This window comes from Atlantibacter hermannii, assembly GCF_009907385.1.
GTDB lineage: Bacteria > Pseudomonadota > Gammaproteobacteria > Enterobacterales > Enterobacteriaceae > Atlantibacter > Atlantibacter hermannii_A.
The window spans coordinates 1-15,830 of the sequence record NZ_JAAATR010000015.1 but is presented as its reverse complement, the minus strand read 5'-3'; the positions used below and the strand labels follow the sequence as shown (position 1 = coordinate 15,830).

Annotated in this window: 18 protein-coding genes; 12 read left to right on the top strand and 6 right to left on the bottom strand. The window is 47.6% G+C overall.

The window, feature by feature from the left end; translation table 11 throughout:
* Nucleotides 1–1,695 (bottom strand): ATP-dependent helicase (locus GV764_RS04515; protein WP_045620728.1); only part of this gene is annotated, 1,695 nt, incomplete at its 3' end.
* Complete coding sequence (locus GV764_RS04510) at nucleotides 1,692–2,678, bottom strand: competence protein CoiA family protein (protein WP_000211823.1); 987 nt, start codon at nucleotides 2,676–2,678, stop codon at nucleotides 1,692–1,694. The genes GV764_RS04515 and GV764_RS04510, both read right to left, overlap by 4 nt.
* Before the next feature lie 920 nt (nucleotides 2,679–3,598).
* Here GV764_RS04510 and GV764_RS04505 point away from each other — a divergent pair.
* The 12 genes from GV764_RS04505 to GV764_RS04450 all read left to right on the top strand — a co-directional run bounded on the left by GV764_RS04505 (nucleotide 3,599) and on the right by GV764_RS04450 (nucleotide 13,437).
* A complete protein-coding gene (locus tag GV764_RS04505) occupies nucleotides 3,599–3,991 on the top strand; it encodes a hypothetical protein (RefSeq protein WP_000341066.1) in 393 nt (130 codons plus the stop codon).
* A gap of 658 nt (nucleotides 3,992–4,649) precedes the next feature.
* The gene (locus tag GV764_RS04500) at nucleotides 4,650–5,306 is read left to right on the top strand and encodes a trypsin-like serine protease (protein WP_000462754.1); all 657 of its coding nucleotides are present in this window, start codon (nucleotides 4,650–4,652) and stop codon (nucleotides 5,304–5,306) included.
* A 202-nt stretch (nucleotides 5,307–5,508) separates the two neighbouring features.
* On the top strand, nucleotides 5,509–6,006 hold the full coding sequence (locus GV764_RS04495; RefSeq protein WP_000340139.1) for a membrane protein: 498 nt from the start codon (nucleotides 5,509–5,511) through the stop codon (nucleotides 6,004–6,006).
* Between the two features lie 4 nt (nucleotides 6,007–6,010).
* Nucleotides 6,011–7,399: a hypothetical protein gene (locus GV764_RS04490; protein ID WP_161659122.1), complete on the top strand. Its 1,389-nt coding sequence runs from the start codon at nucleotides 6,011–6,013 to the stop codon at nucleotides 7,397–7,399.
* Nucleotides 7,400–7,799: 400 nt separating this feature from the next.
* Nucleotides 7,800–8,093 carry a helix-turn-helix transcriptional regulator gene (locus GV764_RS04485; RefSeq protein WP_012477377.1) on the top strand — a complete coding sequence of 98 codons (294 nt, stop codon included), beginning with the start codon at nucleotides 7,800–7,802 and terminating at the stop codon, nucleotides 8,091–8,093.
* A 4-nt stretch (nucleotides 8,094–8,097) separates the two neighbouring features.
* On the top strand, nucleotides 8,098–9,423 hold the full coding sequence (locus GV764_RS04480; protein WP_000088044.1) for a type II toxin-antitoxin system HipA family toxin: 1,326 nt from the start codon (nucleotides 8,098–8,100) through the stop codon (nucleotides 9,421–9,423).
* Nucleotides 9,424–9,483: 60 nt separating this feature from the next.
* Nucleotides 9,484–9,690, top strand: a complete 207-nt coding sequence (locus GV764_RS04475; RefSeq protein WP_000134171.1) for a hypothetical protein — start codon at nucleotides 9,484–9,486, stop codon at nucleotides 9,688–9,690.
* 100 nt (nucleotides 9,691–9,790) lie between these two features.
* Nucleotides 9,791–10,201: a hypothetical protein gene (locus tag GV764_RS04470; RefSeq protein WP_000985909.1), complete on the top strand. Its 411-nt coding sequence runs from the start codon at nucleotides 9,791–9,793 to the stop codon at nucleotides 10,199–10,201.
* Nucleotides 10,202–10,213: 12 nt separating this feature from the next.
* Nucleotides 10,214–11,029, top strand: coding sequence for an HNH endonuclease signature motif containing protein (locus tag GV764_RS04465; RefSeq protein ID WP_001641519.1), 816 nt, complete (start codon nucleotides 10,214–10,216; stop codon nucleotides 11,027–11,029).
* Nucleotides 11,030–11,281: 252 nt separating this feature from the next.
* Entirely contained in the window at nucleotides 11,282–11,707 is a 426-nt protein-coding gene (locus GV764_RS04460) for a hypothetical protein (RefSeq protein ID WP_000278471.1), read from the top strand.
* Between the two features lie 548 nt (nucleotides 11,708–12,255).
* On the top strand, nucleotides 12,256–12,564 hold the full coding sequence (locus tag GV764_RS04455; protein ID WP_001224686.1) for a hypothetical protein: 309 nt from the start codon (nucleotides 12,256–12,258) through the stop codon (nucleotides 12,562–12,564).
* Nucleotides 12,565–12,579: 15 nt separating this feature from the next.
* A complete protein-coding gene (locus GV764_RS04450; protein ID WP_000784387.1) occupies nucleotides 12,580–13,437 on the top strand; it encodes an HNH endonuclease signature motif containing protein in 858 nt (285 codons plus the stop codon).
* A gap of 606 nt (nucleotides 13,438–14,043) precedes the next feature.
* Here GV764_RS04450 and GV764_RS04445 read toward each other — a convergent pair.
* The 4 genes from GV764_RS04445 to GV764_RS04430 all read right to left on the bottom strand — a co-directional run bounded on the left by GV764_RS04445 (nucleotide 14,044) and on the right by GV764_RS04430 (nucleotide 15,677).
* Nucleotides 14,044–14,448 (bottom strand): H-NS family histone-like protein, encoded by a 405-nt coding sequence (locus GV764_RS04445; RefSeq protein WP_001287391.1) that lies wholly within the window; start codon nucleotides 14,446–14,448, stop codon nucleotides 14,044–14,046.
* Between the two features lie 177 nt (nucleotides 14,449–14,625).
* Complete coding sequence (locus GV764_RS04440; RefSeq protein WP_001100635.1) at nucleotides 14,626–14,919, bottom strand: hypothetical protein; 294 nt, start codon at nucleotides 14,917–14,919, stop codon at nucleotides 14,626–14,628.
* A 25-nt stretch (nucleotides 14,920–14,944) separates the two neighbouring features.
* Nucleotides 14,945–15,250: a hypothetical protein gene (locus GV764_RS04435; protein ID WP_223152485.1), complete on the bottom strand. Its 306-nt coding sequence runs from the start codon at nucleotides 15,248–15,250 to the stop codon at nucleotides 14,945–14,947.
* Nucleotides 15,222–15,677, bottom strand: coding sequence for a hypothetical protein (locus tag GV764_RS04430; RefSeq protein ID WP_000916941.1), 456 nt, complete (start codon nucleotides 15,675–15,677; stop codon nucleotides 15,222–15,224). Before GV764_RS04430 ends, GV764_RS04435 begins: the two co-directional genes overlap by 29 nt.
* Nucleotides 15,678–15,830: the final 153 nt, after the last annotated feature.

The following is a 15,830-nucleotide window of genomic DNA, read 5'->3' as shown; positions in this document are numbered from 1 at the left end:
ACCATAGATTCCGTTTTCTGAGACGACCCCGATCAGTATTACGTTATCCCACTCCAGCCCCTTGGAACCATGCAGTGTGGAAAGGATGAAGGGATCGCAGTCAGTAGCAGCCTCGCCTGGATTCAAGATAAGGTTTAAAAACGTGCGGGAATCGATCTTACTGGAGTCAAGTAGCTCCCCGATCCTCACGACCCCTCGTTGCTGGTCGTTCGATCCAGTGCGAGTTACACCCTCAGAGCCAACACTATCAATGAAACCCTCCATACTCAGGCGTCGTAACACATCGATAGCAGGCGTTTCCTCTCCGTCTTTCTGGCAGATAGTGGCGAGCCTGCCCAGCCGATCTTTTTGGTATTGTGCGCCCTCGAATAACTGACCTAGAGCAGACCATAGGTCGGCGTGCGGAGCCATCAATCCACTGAGCGCCGCTTTGAATTGCCCTTTCTGCCATCTAAAACCAGCCTCCTTCAGAAAGCCGTAAACAATCGCTTGTTTGTTGGGATGGTTTTCCAGTAGCCGCAGATCGCCGTACACAGACAGCAAGACGCCAACTACCAGTATCCCGATTTCGGTGCGGGTGTGTAATGCGCTTGAACCATTGAGGTAGCGATAAGGTAGCCCACACAGGCGTAAAGCAATTTCCGCCTCAGCAAGGTTCGCCTTAGTGCGGGACAATATGGCTTGTGTTCCACTGCTCACCGAGAGGTTTGATAGCACCTTGGATAGGCAGTTATCAAAGTGCAATCTGACCTCTGTTTTGGGGGTGCTAGGATGACTGACACAAAGCTTGGTCAGCTTTGTAGAGTTGCGCCGAATTACCGAGTTAGCCATCAAGGAAAGCTCATGGCCAAATCTGAACGTGCATGACAGTTGAAACACCTTCGTATTCGGGTAGTGCCTTTCAAACAGTCCGCCGATAAAGTCTGGTCGAGCACCACGCCACTCATAAATACACTGGTTAACATCACCAACAGCCATAACCGACGTATCCGACTTAGATAGCAAGCGGGTCATGTCATGCTGTATCAGGTTAACGTCCTGATATTCATCAACAATGATGTGCTTGAAGTGGGCACCAAGGCTGCTGTCATTACGCAACAGTGCGACAGCCTCAATCAAACAGTCATCAAAGGTTCGCAGACTGTTTTCCTCCAGCAGCTCACAATAGCGGCCATAGGCGTGAATAAACTCCCGTTTGATGTTGCTGAACGTTGGATCATTGGCAGCATCAACAGGAGTTACGGCCGCCGCCCGGCAGCGAGCAATAAACAGCTCGAAGTTTTCAATTTCATTGGGGTCAATATAATTCGCCTCATGGTCAAAGCCATAGCGGTAGGCTTGCTTTACCAGTTGCTCATAGCGGTAGTCGCTTGGAGTAATGAGGTCTTTCTTCTTGATTATCTGTTGGCGTTCTCCGTAACCAACAATCTTTAAGGCCAAGCTGTGGAACGTGCGGATTTCTGGAATCACGCTCGACATCAGTGCCGTCTTCAAGTTCTCCGTGAAGCTCACCTGCGCCGACTTGTTGTACATCAGGATCAGAATGGAGCGAGGATCAGTTCCCGTCTTGACCAGCCGCTCAACGCGCTTTACAAGTGTGGTTGTTTTCCCGCTACCAGGTACGGCTTTTACCAACGCATGTCCGGTGTCATGGCTGACAATACTTTTCTGCTCCCAAGTCAGTCTTTTGGTCATGCCTTAACCTTGTAATTGGCGCACTGACGGGCCTCGGTGTAGGGAACGATCTTTGCCTTACTGTGACATTGCAGATAGCCATCCTCCCATCGGCCTGCTTGCTCGCACATAATGCAGTTGGGAAATAGTGAATGAGGATCGGCGTGACGGATAAAAGCTCGTAAGTTATCAGCCAGCTCAGCGGCCCCTAACGATCTAGGCCATGTGTTCACGTCAGAATTGATTGTTAAATCCACTTCAGCGAGCGGCATCGTTTGTTCGTTGAGTCGGCCGGAACCACTTAAACTCCAGACAGACATATCCACGTTACCTACTGAGCAGACGCCGCTACAGGTGTCCACAGATTGAAACGGGGGAAGCCAGTTGAATACTCTCAGGATCTTCTCCTTGATCGAGTAGGCCCCGGTAAGCAACATCTGAATATCAGAGGCAGATTGGACCTTAAACTCAAGAATCGGGATACCGGCTTCGATCTTGTCTTGAGAGCAGGGGTGTGTGACACAAATCTCTACGTAGCAACGCCTTTCGCCAGTCGTATCATACAACATCACGTCTGGTCGCAGCCCTGTGACCTTATCGTGTTTTTCCAGCTCTGCCTGATCGAAAAATTGAGTCAAGTTGTAGCGTGCAGGCACGGATTTTACGCACTGACGTGCTTCGTCTCTAACCAAGGCTAAACGAGAACCATTACAGGCAACCCGGCGCTCCAGCTCAAGGCTAATAGGCATTTCACGGCTGAGAGCTTGTTGGTAGCGATAGAAGAATGCTTCTTTGCCGCACTTGTGAAGATAGGTTTCAAGGGCACAGCATTCTTCCGAATGGCGAAAGTGCTTAGCGTTGAACTCGCCCATTACCGGGGTCAGGGGGCTCTTACAACCTGGGCAGGTGTAAGTATGTGAGCGCAGGGCAGCGCCAATGTGCGTGAGGGTGCCCTCGCCGTCTAGCGCGTAAGCGTATTGTATTGAGCTGGATTGAGTTGTCATGACTGCGTATCCTCCCAAAAAAATCCAGCTAAGAACAGACCTTACGGCAGGCAAATGGTAAGTAGTGCTTCTTGAAGCAGTCGAGTGTACAGCGGCTCAGTGAAAAAGCTAATCGCCCGCTCAACAACCTAGTGATACTGGTGCAGATTCGACAATGAGTTAATGCCCGGAGAGCATCTGCAAGACTTCTAGCTGGAAGGCATTCCAACCAGCCCTCGCTTCTGAAAAGCCGTCAGGAAACGGTAAAATCCAACCAAGTGAGCAACTTCACTTGATCAAAGATCTAAGGCTAGAATGATGGAATTCCAACCTTAGTTTGCAAATAGCCTAAACATATAACTTCCTCTGAGGATTTAAAAGAATTCTCAGATGTCTTGAAAGCTACTTTTTAAACTTTCTCATTCTGAGAAGCATATTTAATTTTGCTGCGTCTGCTCGTGCTGCTGCTACAGAAAGGGCTTTATGCAGTGAAACTACCACGACAAACAAACAGAACATCGACCAGAATCCATCCATTTCGTTTACCTAATCGTTGAGGTTTTTATTCGGGATATCTGGCTAAATAGGACTACACAGATACCCAGTTAAACCCCCCGCTTACATAACACTCCGGTTCCTCACCAGACGTTTTATTCTATCGCGGTCTGTGGTTATCAGAAGCTGCATAAACCGGTTATTTAGTCCGTTACGCGAAAATTATTGAGGATCCGGGCTGTTAAACTGTTCTTCCTCTTTCGCTTCCGGAGAAAAGGGGAGGTGTCACCCTGCGGCCGGGTAGTGAAAGGGATTTGACGTAATTCAGGCGAAGGGCGAACAAGACCGCAAAGGACGCCCGGGCGACCGGATACCTGCCGGGTTGTGCGAAGTAAAAACCGGAAGCAGTGATAACACAAACAGGCCCCTACAGCGTAAGGATTGTGATGGACGATAAAGAGCAATTTACGAATCTTGTGGCAAAGCATGCCTCCGGACTCACCGAAGAGCAGCTGGCCGGTTACGATGCCTGTTCCCTGGATGGTGAATGCGTCACGCCTTCATACGAGGTTTTCCGGGGGTATCGTACCCGCCATACCCTGGATGAATTTCTGGAGATGGCCATATCGCTGAATGCCATCCACCCGGATGAATATTTAACGGATATGCTGCTTAAGCCTCATGAGGTGATCGGCGCTCTGGCCGATGAAGGCGACCAGCTGAACAACGCCACCCCGGTTTATTTCTTCCCGGATACCGGCGTCTATGCAGCGGCCGTCAGTGAAACCCGGGTGCTCGATGCCTGGCTTTGCTGGCCATGCTACCCGGCGAACTGGTAACGCGGCCGTTGGAATTGCACCGGCAGGATACGAATTTAACCGACCCCGTGGCGGGAAGGTTATCACAATTGCATGTCCTCATCCCTCAAGCCCCCTGCCAGGCCCTAACGTGCTGTCAGGCTTCGCCTGATTCCCGATCTGCGCCGGTACTTCAGCCGATAACTTTTTGTTTTCTTTTTATTTTCTCCCCATTTCCTCAAAGTTCGCGGGCGGCGTGGACAGGGCACCATTGCCGCATGTGGGGTCTTAATAAGGGCAGGGTGGTCAGGTTTGCTCGATGCCGGGGGTAGGCCCTACCCTTTATGGGATGAGGACATGCAATTCACTAAATTAATCGACAGCACCGGTGGTGACTTATCTGTAACGGGTCAGTTTTGATACGGGGAATGTTTCAGGGTTAAGATCTGGAATCATAAAAATATACGCTCCCGTTCAGGACATACGACTTGAAATGGATAATGCCATTAAAGGAATTCCAGCCTTTCGTCGATAACAGTTTCTGACCATCGCCATAACCATGTCATGGAGGAGACTAACCGTGTTTCAGAGGTGAGCTGGTGCCTGGCAAAACATACAAACTCAAATATCAGGAAGCGAGTTTAGTTGTTTATAACATGCAGCCGTGTAACTGATTAGGTACCGGCAAAAGGAGGAAATAATGTTTGAAAACTACGTTTGTAAAATCTATGTAAGCAATGATCCTCATTTTAGTAGCCATCTCGAAGCAACTGCGTTTGGTTTCGATAATGGTCAGCAGCAAAAGATTCTCACCGCAGCCCATGTTGTTACCAATGCTCTTGGAAAAATTTATCCCGTCAGCAATACACTTAAACTTTACGTCAAATTTCTTAACCATCAAGGACTGGTGAACGAAGAGCCTGTTCTAGTCGATTTCATTCTCAATGAGGCTAATGACAGGGCAGACTTTAAAGACGGCATTCCGTTTGTTGACAGTGCAGAAATCGTATTACCAGCTGGAATACAACAGCCTGTAAGTAGTTACTTTAAGGTCCTGGCTCCCGCAGCTGGCATGGGTACATTGGGTGTCGGATATCCAATGAATGAGACAACAATTTCGACATTCCCTGGTGAAGTTTCAGGCATTTGGCCTTTAAATTGCTCAAATCATTCTCCCCAACATCTCACAACTCGCTTTGTAATAGCACATTTCAACACCGATGGTTGCTCTGGTGGACCCTATGTCGTCTCCGAGAATGACGAGCATTTTGTCATTGGAAGTCTGGTTGGAATAATGTCTGGAACCTGCCCAGATTCAAATCCACACATGTCTGTTCAGTCCGCTACTGATTTTTAGCAAAGTCAGTTCCAAAATGACGCTGGCACGATAGTTATTTTGGGTCTGCCCGATATGGCGTCTGCCCTTACTAACAGCAACAGCATTGAAACTGACAAACATGAACTCGAAAGTGCCACAATAGTAAGTCATGATTTCTTCATCACTTTTATGGTGCTCTTTTTCACCTATCACACAGCAAGTTATGAATACGAGGCCTGTAATGGACGCTACCGAAACTGAAGAGCTCGAAAAAATTCGCAAGAAGGCAATGGATGAAGTTACAAGTGCTCTTCAGGCGCTTGAAAATAAGTTCCCGGGTATTACTGAGGGCGCAGCAGCTTTGGCGGGGTCAGGCGTAGGCGCAGCGGCTTCCTTCGGTGCTCTCTATACGCTTGGTACAACGGGAGTGTCAGCAGCAGGCATAACCTCCGGGCTCGCTACAGCAGGGTCTATCGTCGGTGGCGGTATGGTTGCAGGCATTGCGGTATTGGCCGCACCTGTAGCTGTGTTAGGGATTGGCGGGTACGCGATAGTGAAACACAAAAAAAATGCGAAACTGACAGCCGCCCTTAGTCAGGCCATCCAAAAGCTCTACGAAGTTCAGGAAAGGTTGATGTCGAATGCGGAATATTTTAAGGCAGAAATTGCTGGCATCAAGGCAACAATCGACATGCTTACTAAGAAAGCTCCAAAAGGTAGCCTGGTCGCGGTGAGGTAAACACATGAGTCAGTCTCCTTATGATGATGAGTTCAGGGCCATCCGTTATATTCAGCTCCGTGGTCAGGATATCGCGAACGCTCACGAGACAATTAACAGTGATATAGAGAGCCTTAAGGCACAGTTGACCGGGCTAATCAGCGGCACTGAACTTGATGAAGCGGAGCATCTGGCGCTTAAAGAACATCATCTGCGAGAAATGACCCCTTCAGATACTGCCATGCATTCTACTGGTCTCAAGACTATATATAGCGAGGCTAACCAGCGTGTATGCGGTGATATTGGACTGGCCACAATACTCTCCACGGATGACTTGGCTGTTGTAGATGCCCGGATCCAGAATCATATTAAAGAATTTAATGATCGCTACGCACTCGACGCCTGGGATTATGCTATTGCCTGCGGATGCGGGCTCATAGCATCCATGCTGGATTTACTTTGCGTCAGAGCCCCGCCAAAACCTACGGTGAGCTTTACGGCAGAAGTGGATGGTATTTTCAATAAACAGGTGCAGAAAGCCTTCAATGCCATTTTGCCGGAGGACCTGAGTACAAAACTCTCAGATTTGTTCCCTATAGGGGCACCAGACAGTTCGATCAGCAGCGATTTAATGGGTGCGGCCGGTGGCGTTTTGTCTCCCACAAATCACCGCTTAAGAGCTTTGTCACACGATCCCGTACTGGGCATTATTTTCGGTATAAAGGATATGCTGAACGGGACCTGTACGGTGGTTCAGAATGGACAGATCGTGGTTTATCCTTCCAGTAAAGGCGTTACAGACGAAACCAATATTTTCAGGCTCATCGCCAGAATGTTTGGACACCTGGCATCGGATGTTAATGCCCCCTCAGCAAAAGGAAACCGTGGCATGGGGTTACCGGCTCCTTTTATGGGGCTACTTCGTATGCTTGAGGGGATCCCTGTGGGGAGTTCTAACTTCGGCAAACAAATAGAGTACATGTATGTCAACGGGTATGACTTTCGTCAGTTTATCGTGACAAGTATTCCGATGAGCATAATGGAAGTTTTGATGCGGGTTTTCTATGTGGCGAAACAGGTATCGCTGGGAAAAGGAGCTTTTGGGGAGACCTTACTGGATACCATGCCGTTGCGGCTAAATCCACGCTTCCGGATGATGCTTGCCCTGGGTTATGGAACTTCCAGTGCTGTTAACGCAGGTAAAATGTATATCACCGGCAATATTCTCAATGCGAATTACGCCTCCTGGATGGGGTTGGCCTGGAATGGTTTTCACTCACTCAAGTGGTCCCTTTATCAGCGACACTTAAAGCTTTGGGCCGGTATTGAAAAGGCAGAACTGGAACGGCTTCAGAACAATATAGACAGCATCGAGGCATTGACCATCAGAGCAGGAAACTTGCCAGTCAAGTAACATTCACCGGAGCACCTCCGGAACCCCATAGCCCACCAGCTGCTAAAAATGTCTGCCTTTGCTTTTAATACTCTCTCTGCCTCCTCCCCGAGGCAGAGAGTAGCTCGTAGTTATTTATACAGCTCACAACAGGGCCATAAGATACTCCGCTTCTCGTTTACCGATGATCCTGATCTGTCAGCTCTCTTACCGGATGCTGTACGAGCGTAACGGCTTATTATTGATAGTTCTCTCATATCAAACCTCATAAAGATTTATGCTGCCACTTAGTAACAGCCTAAAGGTTGTACTCTCTATTTAACAGCTTTTAGGCTGTTAATTTGATATTACAGCTTTTAGGGTGTATGTTTAGAAAACAGCGTACAAGGTGTATCAGAGGAACTACTGAGGCCAGCTTATGATCAATAATGATTACCCGTTAAACACGCTCAACCAGTTGCGTCCCTTGCTCATTGGTTTTCGCAAGGCGAATGGCCTGACGCAAAAAGACCTGTCCGAAAGGTTAGGGGTCACTCAACAGACATACTCACGTCTGGAAGCCAACCCTGCCAGTGCGAGCATTGAACGGCTATTCAAGGTGTTTTCTATCCTGGGCGTAAAAATCAGCTTCTCCTCGACAACCGCCTCTTCAGAGGGGAAGCAGACGGAAGAAATGCTTAAATCAAACTCACCTGCACGACAGGAGAAATGGTAACGATATGAGCCGGAAACAGCAGCGTCTGGCAATCTGGATGAACGGAATCAAAGTCGGATACTGGGAAAAAAGTAAAGGGGTAGACAGCTTACAATACCTTCCTGACTGGAGTGCAGACGAACAGGGAAGGCCGCTGTCATTGTCCCTTCCTTTTACTCCCGGGAACCAGGTCTGGCGTGGAAATGTGGTACGTGACTATTTTGATAATTTACTCCCGGACAGCGAAGGCATACGCAGACGTCTGGCAATGCGTTACAAGGCCGATAGCCTGGAGCCTTTTGATCTTCTGACGGAGCTGGGAAAAGACTGCGTGGGCGCGATACAGCTGCTTCATGACGGAGATGAACCCACAGATTTATATTCCGTGAAGTATCACCCGCTTACTGAATCAGAAATTGCGGCAACTTTGCGTAATACCACGGAGACATTGCTACCGGGCAGGCCAGAAGATAACGACGACTTACGTTTATCTATTGCCGGTGCTCAGGAGAAAACAGCCCTACTGTGGCATGAAGATCGGTGGTGTATGCCGGAGGGTAATACACCAACGACGCATATATTCAAGCTACCGCTCGGACTTGTGGGGAACATGAAAGCCGACATGCGCTCGTCGGTTGAAAATGAATGGCTCTGCTCGGTACTTCTCGAACAGTACGGGCTCCCCGTGGCAAGAACGCAGATTGCTCACTTTGAAGATCAGAAAGCGCTGGTGGTAGAACGTTTTGACCGAAAATGGTCAGGAAACGGACAATGGATCATTCGTTTACCCCAGGAGGATATGTGTCAGGCCCTGGGCATTTCGCCATTACGAAAATATCAGGCGGACGGCGGGCCAGGTATATCGGAAATTATGGAAGTTCTGAGTAATTCAGACCGTGCTGAGCGTGACAAAGCGCAGTTTTTTATGACGCAGATAGTTTTCTGGATGATGGCCGCAACAGATGGCCACGCTAAAAATTTCAGTATTTCTATTGGGCCACAGGGACGTTATCACCTTACACCACTCTATGATGTGTTGTCGGCATGGCCGGTGATCGGTCATGGGAACAATCAGATATCCTGGCAGAAGTGCAAACTGGCGATGGCCGTACGTGGCAGTAGCAACTATTACCAGATATATCGAATACAACGACGCCACTGGATCAGGCATGGTGAGATAACCGGCCTGAGTAAACAGCAGACAGAGGCGATGATAGAGGAAATCATCGCCAGAACCCCGGGTGTCATTGAACGTGTTAGCGGGCTTCTTCCGGACCAGTTCCCCCAGCAGCTTGCGGAAAGTATTTTTGATGGAATGAGGCAGCAATGCAGGCGCCTGGCTGAGAAATGACAGCCGCAATTTATAGTGTGCATGTTTTCAGAATAGCTGATGTAAGCGTGAGGATTCAGTATGACTGAAGAACAAAAAAGAATAGAGCGGGCTATTGAGTTGGCTTGTCGTTACGGCGGAACCGATGAAATGCATCATCTGCAATGGGTCGTGGATCAGATGGTAAGAGAACTTGCTGGAGAACGTTATGCACAGATTGTAGCAGATGCCACCAGCGGAGAAGATGGGCCTGATACTTACAAATGGAGTGTTGGGATCGCGCCTTAGCATCTGTCAGTCTGGGGATGAAAACGTACTTAACATCCAGCGAATTCCCAGACTTCACATTAAGACTAGAGTAACGGCCGCAATCACGTGAGAGAAAAAAATGGCAATTTTAGCAATCATTGCAGTTATCGCCCTGGGTGGGTACGCCTGCGGGTTTATTAAAGCCCGTGAGCTGAGCGCTTTGCGTAAAGAAATGAAACTATACGTGGATCGCATGGAAGCGGCGGAGCTGGACTTACACGCAATCAGAAGTGTAGCGGAGCACCGGTTGCACGGTGCAGGTAAACAGTTTGCCGACCTTTACAGCCGTATCGACGGTGCAACTGTGACGCTGACACCCGAAGATCAGCTGTTACTGGCAACGATGCCATTTAATATTCAGGATGTAGAAGACATCGTAAACGAGCGCGGTCCAAAGACAATTAGCGGCCGTCCATTCTGGGAAGTTGAGCCAGGCCCGCATGACTATGAATATGGCCCGCAATATCCGTATTTCCCAGACCAGCGCTAGGAAGAGATCAAGATGAGAGAGCCAAGACCCCGCCATACCTTGCAGGTCATTCGAGTGCCTTCTCTGGAGGTTCAGGATCTGGGGCTGACCAGCTTTGATAGCTGGCTTGACGAGAACGGTTATGACAAAACGAATGCCAGAAATAACCGTACCATCTGGGCGAGAGAAGGCGGATGGCATCTGAAACGTTGCAGAAATCTGGAAACTGGCACGGACGATTTCTGGTTTATCGCTTTCGATGGTAAAGGCGGAAAGATATACCCGCTGAAAACCCAAAGAGACTACCGGGCTGCATATCGTAAGCTGGAAGCAGAAGGTTATGCACCTGCGGTCATCGAGCAAATGACCACAGGCGCAGCATATAACCTGGCCTATCCACGTTCCACCCTAAAACAAGCTGAGACGGCCACCAGCGAACCAAAGCGGAAACCTGACGTAGATATCCAGGGTGAGCACTGCGAGCGCGTAGTGACGCAACGTAGTGGCGTGGCACAGGGTAAATTTAAAGCTCTGCTCATCGAGAATTTCGCGGGCCGTTGTGCGGTAACCGGTTGGGTTAATGGCGGTGTCCTGGATGCGGCACACATTGAACATGGAACCCGGTACAATCCGTCTAATGGCATCCTGATGACTCCAACAATGCATGCTCTGTTTGATGCCGATCTTATGGGCATAGATCCGGCCACCCTGACCGTTCATTTTAAGCCAGGCATTGAGCTGGGCGAGCTGTTTGAAGGCCGTAAAATCACACCGCTGGTGTACGATCTGGACTTAGAGCGGCTGGCCGTACGCTGGGCAGGATACCAGGGCCTGGCTCATGAACAATGATGGGTTACAGCCGGGATGTGTGAAAACCCGTCAGTGAAACCTGCATGCGCCATACCTTTAAATTTAAACTCAAGAGCCAGGCTCAAGATAAAACCGAAATGAAAAGGTAAAATCCGGTGCACCAGATCTCTTAGGTTTAATACCTGAGCCGGTATACTGGCAGGCGCAGGCATGTGGGTATTATCCAGTCCATACATCTCCACACAGTGTTAACCGCAACATTTAAAGTTCAATAAGGACGGTTTCAATTTTATGTATAAAACAGCATTAGTGATGATTATCGGGATCCTCGGATGCAGTAAAGCATTTGCAGCCACTGAATTACAGCTCCAGCAAAAACGCGTTATGCAGTTCTGTGCCAACGCCAGTCTTCCATTGTTAGTTGCGGGTACAACGTACGCGAATACGTCTGACAACGGGCGACCAGAAAAAGAAAGATTGGCAATCCTGAAAAATTCAGTTGCAAGCTCGACAGCTTATAAAATGGCATCTCCCGGAGTTCAGATTGCCATGATGAGCGTGGTGGAAGATATTGCCGATCCGAAAGAATTAGCTCTACATCAAAAAGAAGTTAGACGTCTTGGGGCTAGTTATCTTTCCGACAGCGGTGTTTCATGGGCTTCAAAAACTGTTTCACCATTTACAGCCTGGTGTAACTTTAACCGTTTAGAAAGTTAAGGCTGGCAAGGCGGTTCCTGTTCAGGAAAGTTACTTTCCGTGCGGGGACCGTAAGATACAGATAAAGCTTAAGGCCTTTGAATTTCTGGAAAGCATTTGAAAATTTCATTGCGCTTGTCTGATATGAAACAGCCCCTGCATTTCTGCAAAGGCTGAAAGAGTGTGTACGGACTTTGGAAGGAGTGATGATATACGCCTGAGCCATCCCATCACCGCAGACAGGGTAATTAACCCTGACTAAAGCTTTCACCTATTCCGTCGCTCGCAAGCGGCTTTCGCACACTAACGAAGGTATGGCCTTTCGTCGGTGTTAAATTTTTCAAACTTTGCTTACTTTGTCAAGGAAGGTGACCGCAGTAGTAGGCACAACTACTTTAATCTGTATGAATAATAAGGTAGAACCGGCCAGTGAATGAATGCTTTCCCTGAAATCAGGCGGACAACCTTCAGGAATATTGATAGCAAGACTGAATCTCTCGCTGCGGCGATAAACATTTCGCCATAACCCTGAACGAGAGTGGTTCATCCATCATATACAGGAGCGTTACATGCGCAAATTTAAGTACATAATCTGTCACCAGTGCGAAGGCCACGGGACCATGGAAAACCCGGCCTTTGAAAATGGATTCACCCAATCAGAAATGGCTGAGTGGGAGCCAGAAATGCGTGAAAAGTATTTTGCCGGAGCATTTGATGTTCGCTGTGACGTTTGTGCCGGTGACGGTAAGCTCAGCGTACCAAACGTAGCGGCTATGTCTTTTTCAGAACGACGGGTTCTGGCAGCACGGCGGCGTGATGAGCGTCTTCAGGCTGCTGATGAACGGCTGTCCCGCCAGGAACGAGCAATGGGGTACTGAGGTGTTACAGCAAAGATGAAAATGACGAAGCCAAAACCGGTAAGCCGGATGAAAAGACCGTTTATTAGTGAGCTTGCAGAGCTGGGTTTATCGGGTGAAATTCTTTCAATTCGAACTGACGGCATGCAGGGGACGCTCATACCCGATCTTACCGCAGGGGTGAGTGAAGCAGGCCGTGTGAAAACCGGCAACTGGGTAATCTCTGACAAGAGAACCTTCGACCATGTCGTTCTGTGTGTTGAAAGACAAGATGAGAACCATGATGTGTACGTAGGTAAATTCATCCAGTTACATGTAGCCGCTAATAAGAGCCTTAAGATCGTCGAAATGGGCGATGTGAAACTGGTGGCCATAACCAGCTCGATTCCTACCACTTTTAATGGTGGGATAAAGAGATACAAAGGGGTTACGTATGTGTCACTTTCCCAAACAGCTCAAACCACTATCGACTTCCCGAAGCGTATCTACAAAGAGGGCCAGGAATGTACTTCTGTCACCAGTCCTGACCAAGGTCCTTTCGCCCGGGATGTTAGGTTGAATTGCTACGGGCGATGTGTTGTCACCGGCGTAAGGTCCCCCTGGCGTACTGAGGCCGCGCACTTAACGCCACGTCATGAAGAAGGCATTCCCGACGTAACGAACGGAATTTTACTTCGCCGTGATATCCATACACTGTTCGACAATGACCATTGCGCCATAAACCCTGACACTATGAAAATTTACTTCAGCCGGGAGGCCCGGGAGTTGGATGATGATCTCCTGAAATGGCATGGGAATGAGATAGAGACGACACGCATGCAGGTTCCGGTTAACATCGAAAACCTTCGGATACGATGGCAAAAATTTAAGGCTAAGGATCGTCAGCGTAAATAAAGCCATAAGCTGAACCACGGCGAGGATTAGTCTTGTTCACTAAATGACAGCGAGAGATTAAATGCAAACCCAAAAAGATATTACAGTTGGCCAGATCTGGGAAGAAGTGGATCCAAGACTGATCCGGAAAGTGCGAGTTGTTGAGGTGGCCTCGTTAGAAGGGCCCAAAGGCATCCTAATCGAAAACGTGGAGTCTGGTCGTAAGAACTGGGCGTCGTCATCCCGCTTTAATGGAAAGCGTGGAGGGTATCGTCTTATTTCCTGAAGGTTTTGCCAATATGGGAAACTGAAGAGGTTGAAACCATCCCGGTGAGGGAGCATATCTGGTAAAGAAGAGTCTTTAAAAAGGTTTTACGCGACCTGGGATAATAAACGGGAAAACGATACCCAAAAAAAGAATACAGCGATGATAACGATAAGGAATGGTAAGGGCTTCAATATTTTGAGAAATGACCTGGCTTCCTTTGCATCTGCATTTCTAATCAAACTGTCCACATAGGGATCACAGCTCTTAGGTTCTGAATTTTTCATATGTTCTGTACCTGAAATTGATTCCGTATGAGAAAAGGCCACCGAAGTGGCCTCTATCAAAACTGGTGGCAAAAGTTAGATCAGGAAATCATCAAGACTTTTACCGGCTGCAATTTGTTCTGCCAGAGCTTTGGGGGTACGGCCCTGTCCAGTCCACGTTTTTGTTTCGCCATTTTCATCAGTAAATGAGTATTTGGCCGGGCGTGGTTCACGGCTTTTCTTGGTAGCCGTAGATTTGGCCTGGAATGAGCCAAGCAGCTCTTCCGGGTTGATACCATCTTCTTCCATTAACTTACGCAGGGCGTCAAGTTTCTCCTGACGAGCTTGCAGTTCGGCAGCTTTGGATGATTCTTCCTGACGACGCTCATCAACAATGACATTAAGCTTTTCGAGGATTTCCTCAAGTACTTCTAAAGGCAGCTCGCGGCCCTGGGCGCGAAGAGTACGAATATTGTTTAACGATTTGAGTGCTTCAGACATACGACCTCACTTTCTAATTCTTTGATAAGGATTTACTTAATCATAATACACTCTATAAGGAAAAAGATGCCAGCTTTATGTCTTCAGGTACAAAGATATCTTGCTAAGAATACTCCTTATCTTCCTTGTGCAGACTGTTTCGTGCTTTCGATGTTGTTCATGAGTCTTAAAATCTGCTCACTGTTTAGGGTACTCATGCTGTAAATCATCAAGAAGGAAGCGCAGAACAACATAAGCAATCGGAAAAGGAAACCATGCCAGTGACAGGCCATATATGGCGGAGATAAACATAGGGTAATTTAACTCACTTACAAAATTCGCTTCATTGTATTGTTGAATCGAAATGGCAGAAGCAAAAATTATAATTAAAGTAAGAAAAATCCACTCTAGCCATCTCTTTTTATAACAAGCATAAGCGAAAGCTGTAGGGTAAAAAATAAAGCAAAAAATTCCAGCTGCAATTACGTTCATAAAAGTAACTTTCCTGATAGCGCAGTTATTTTTCGAATGCAGCATCATGAACAACTGCCATAACATTGATGATTGGCTTTCTTTTTCTGAAGAACCTTCCGCGCGGCAAAGTTTCTCCCGCTTTGAGACGATAAAGCCAGAAAACATAAGCCGGAGGAACATTGCTGTCAAAAATATCTGAACAAGTTTGAACTGTGATGCCTACTGTATTGTCTTTCCTCATCTCTTTAAAAGTGCCTTGCAATGCAGCGGATAACGTCATTTTTAAGAAACCTTTTTCTGTTTGAACGGATAGACTTGACTTAGCTGGCTTGACTGTAATGTTTGCCACTAAAGATCCCTCGTTCTGAGGATGCAGGCACTACAAAGTTACCGTCAGGTCTAATCATACGAGTTTGGATGAAATTTTTGCCGGATTTGGTTTTTTCAACCTGGTGCTCGATCTTCCATTCTTCTTTGACGGGACCGGATGACAAATGAACTAGAACCGGTACTTTTTTACGTGTTCTATCCAGAACAATACAATTTGATTTATCCGTATCAACGCTTCCCTGAAGAGTATTCAAAGAGCAATTATCATATCCCTCAACCGGAACTGCATTACCTTGGATATCAATTTTGAATCCTCCAGCTATTACAATTTCGGGTGCATTATCATTTAAAGTCTCGTCATAGGCAGCATCAACTACATCGCAAGCAGTAAGAGTAAGTGACGATGCCACAGCAAGACACAATAAAGAAAATCTGTTTTTGAGCATATTTGAGACCTTTTATAAAAATAAAATAACAGGAGAATTGTATCATTAACAGTCTAGTTCTAACGACTACCACTTTTAAGTATGTATTGAGCCAGTTTTATATTCAGGCACACCATATTGCACTCTAGGGAAGGTGCGAATAAGCAGGTCATT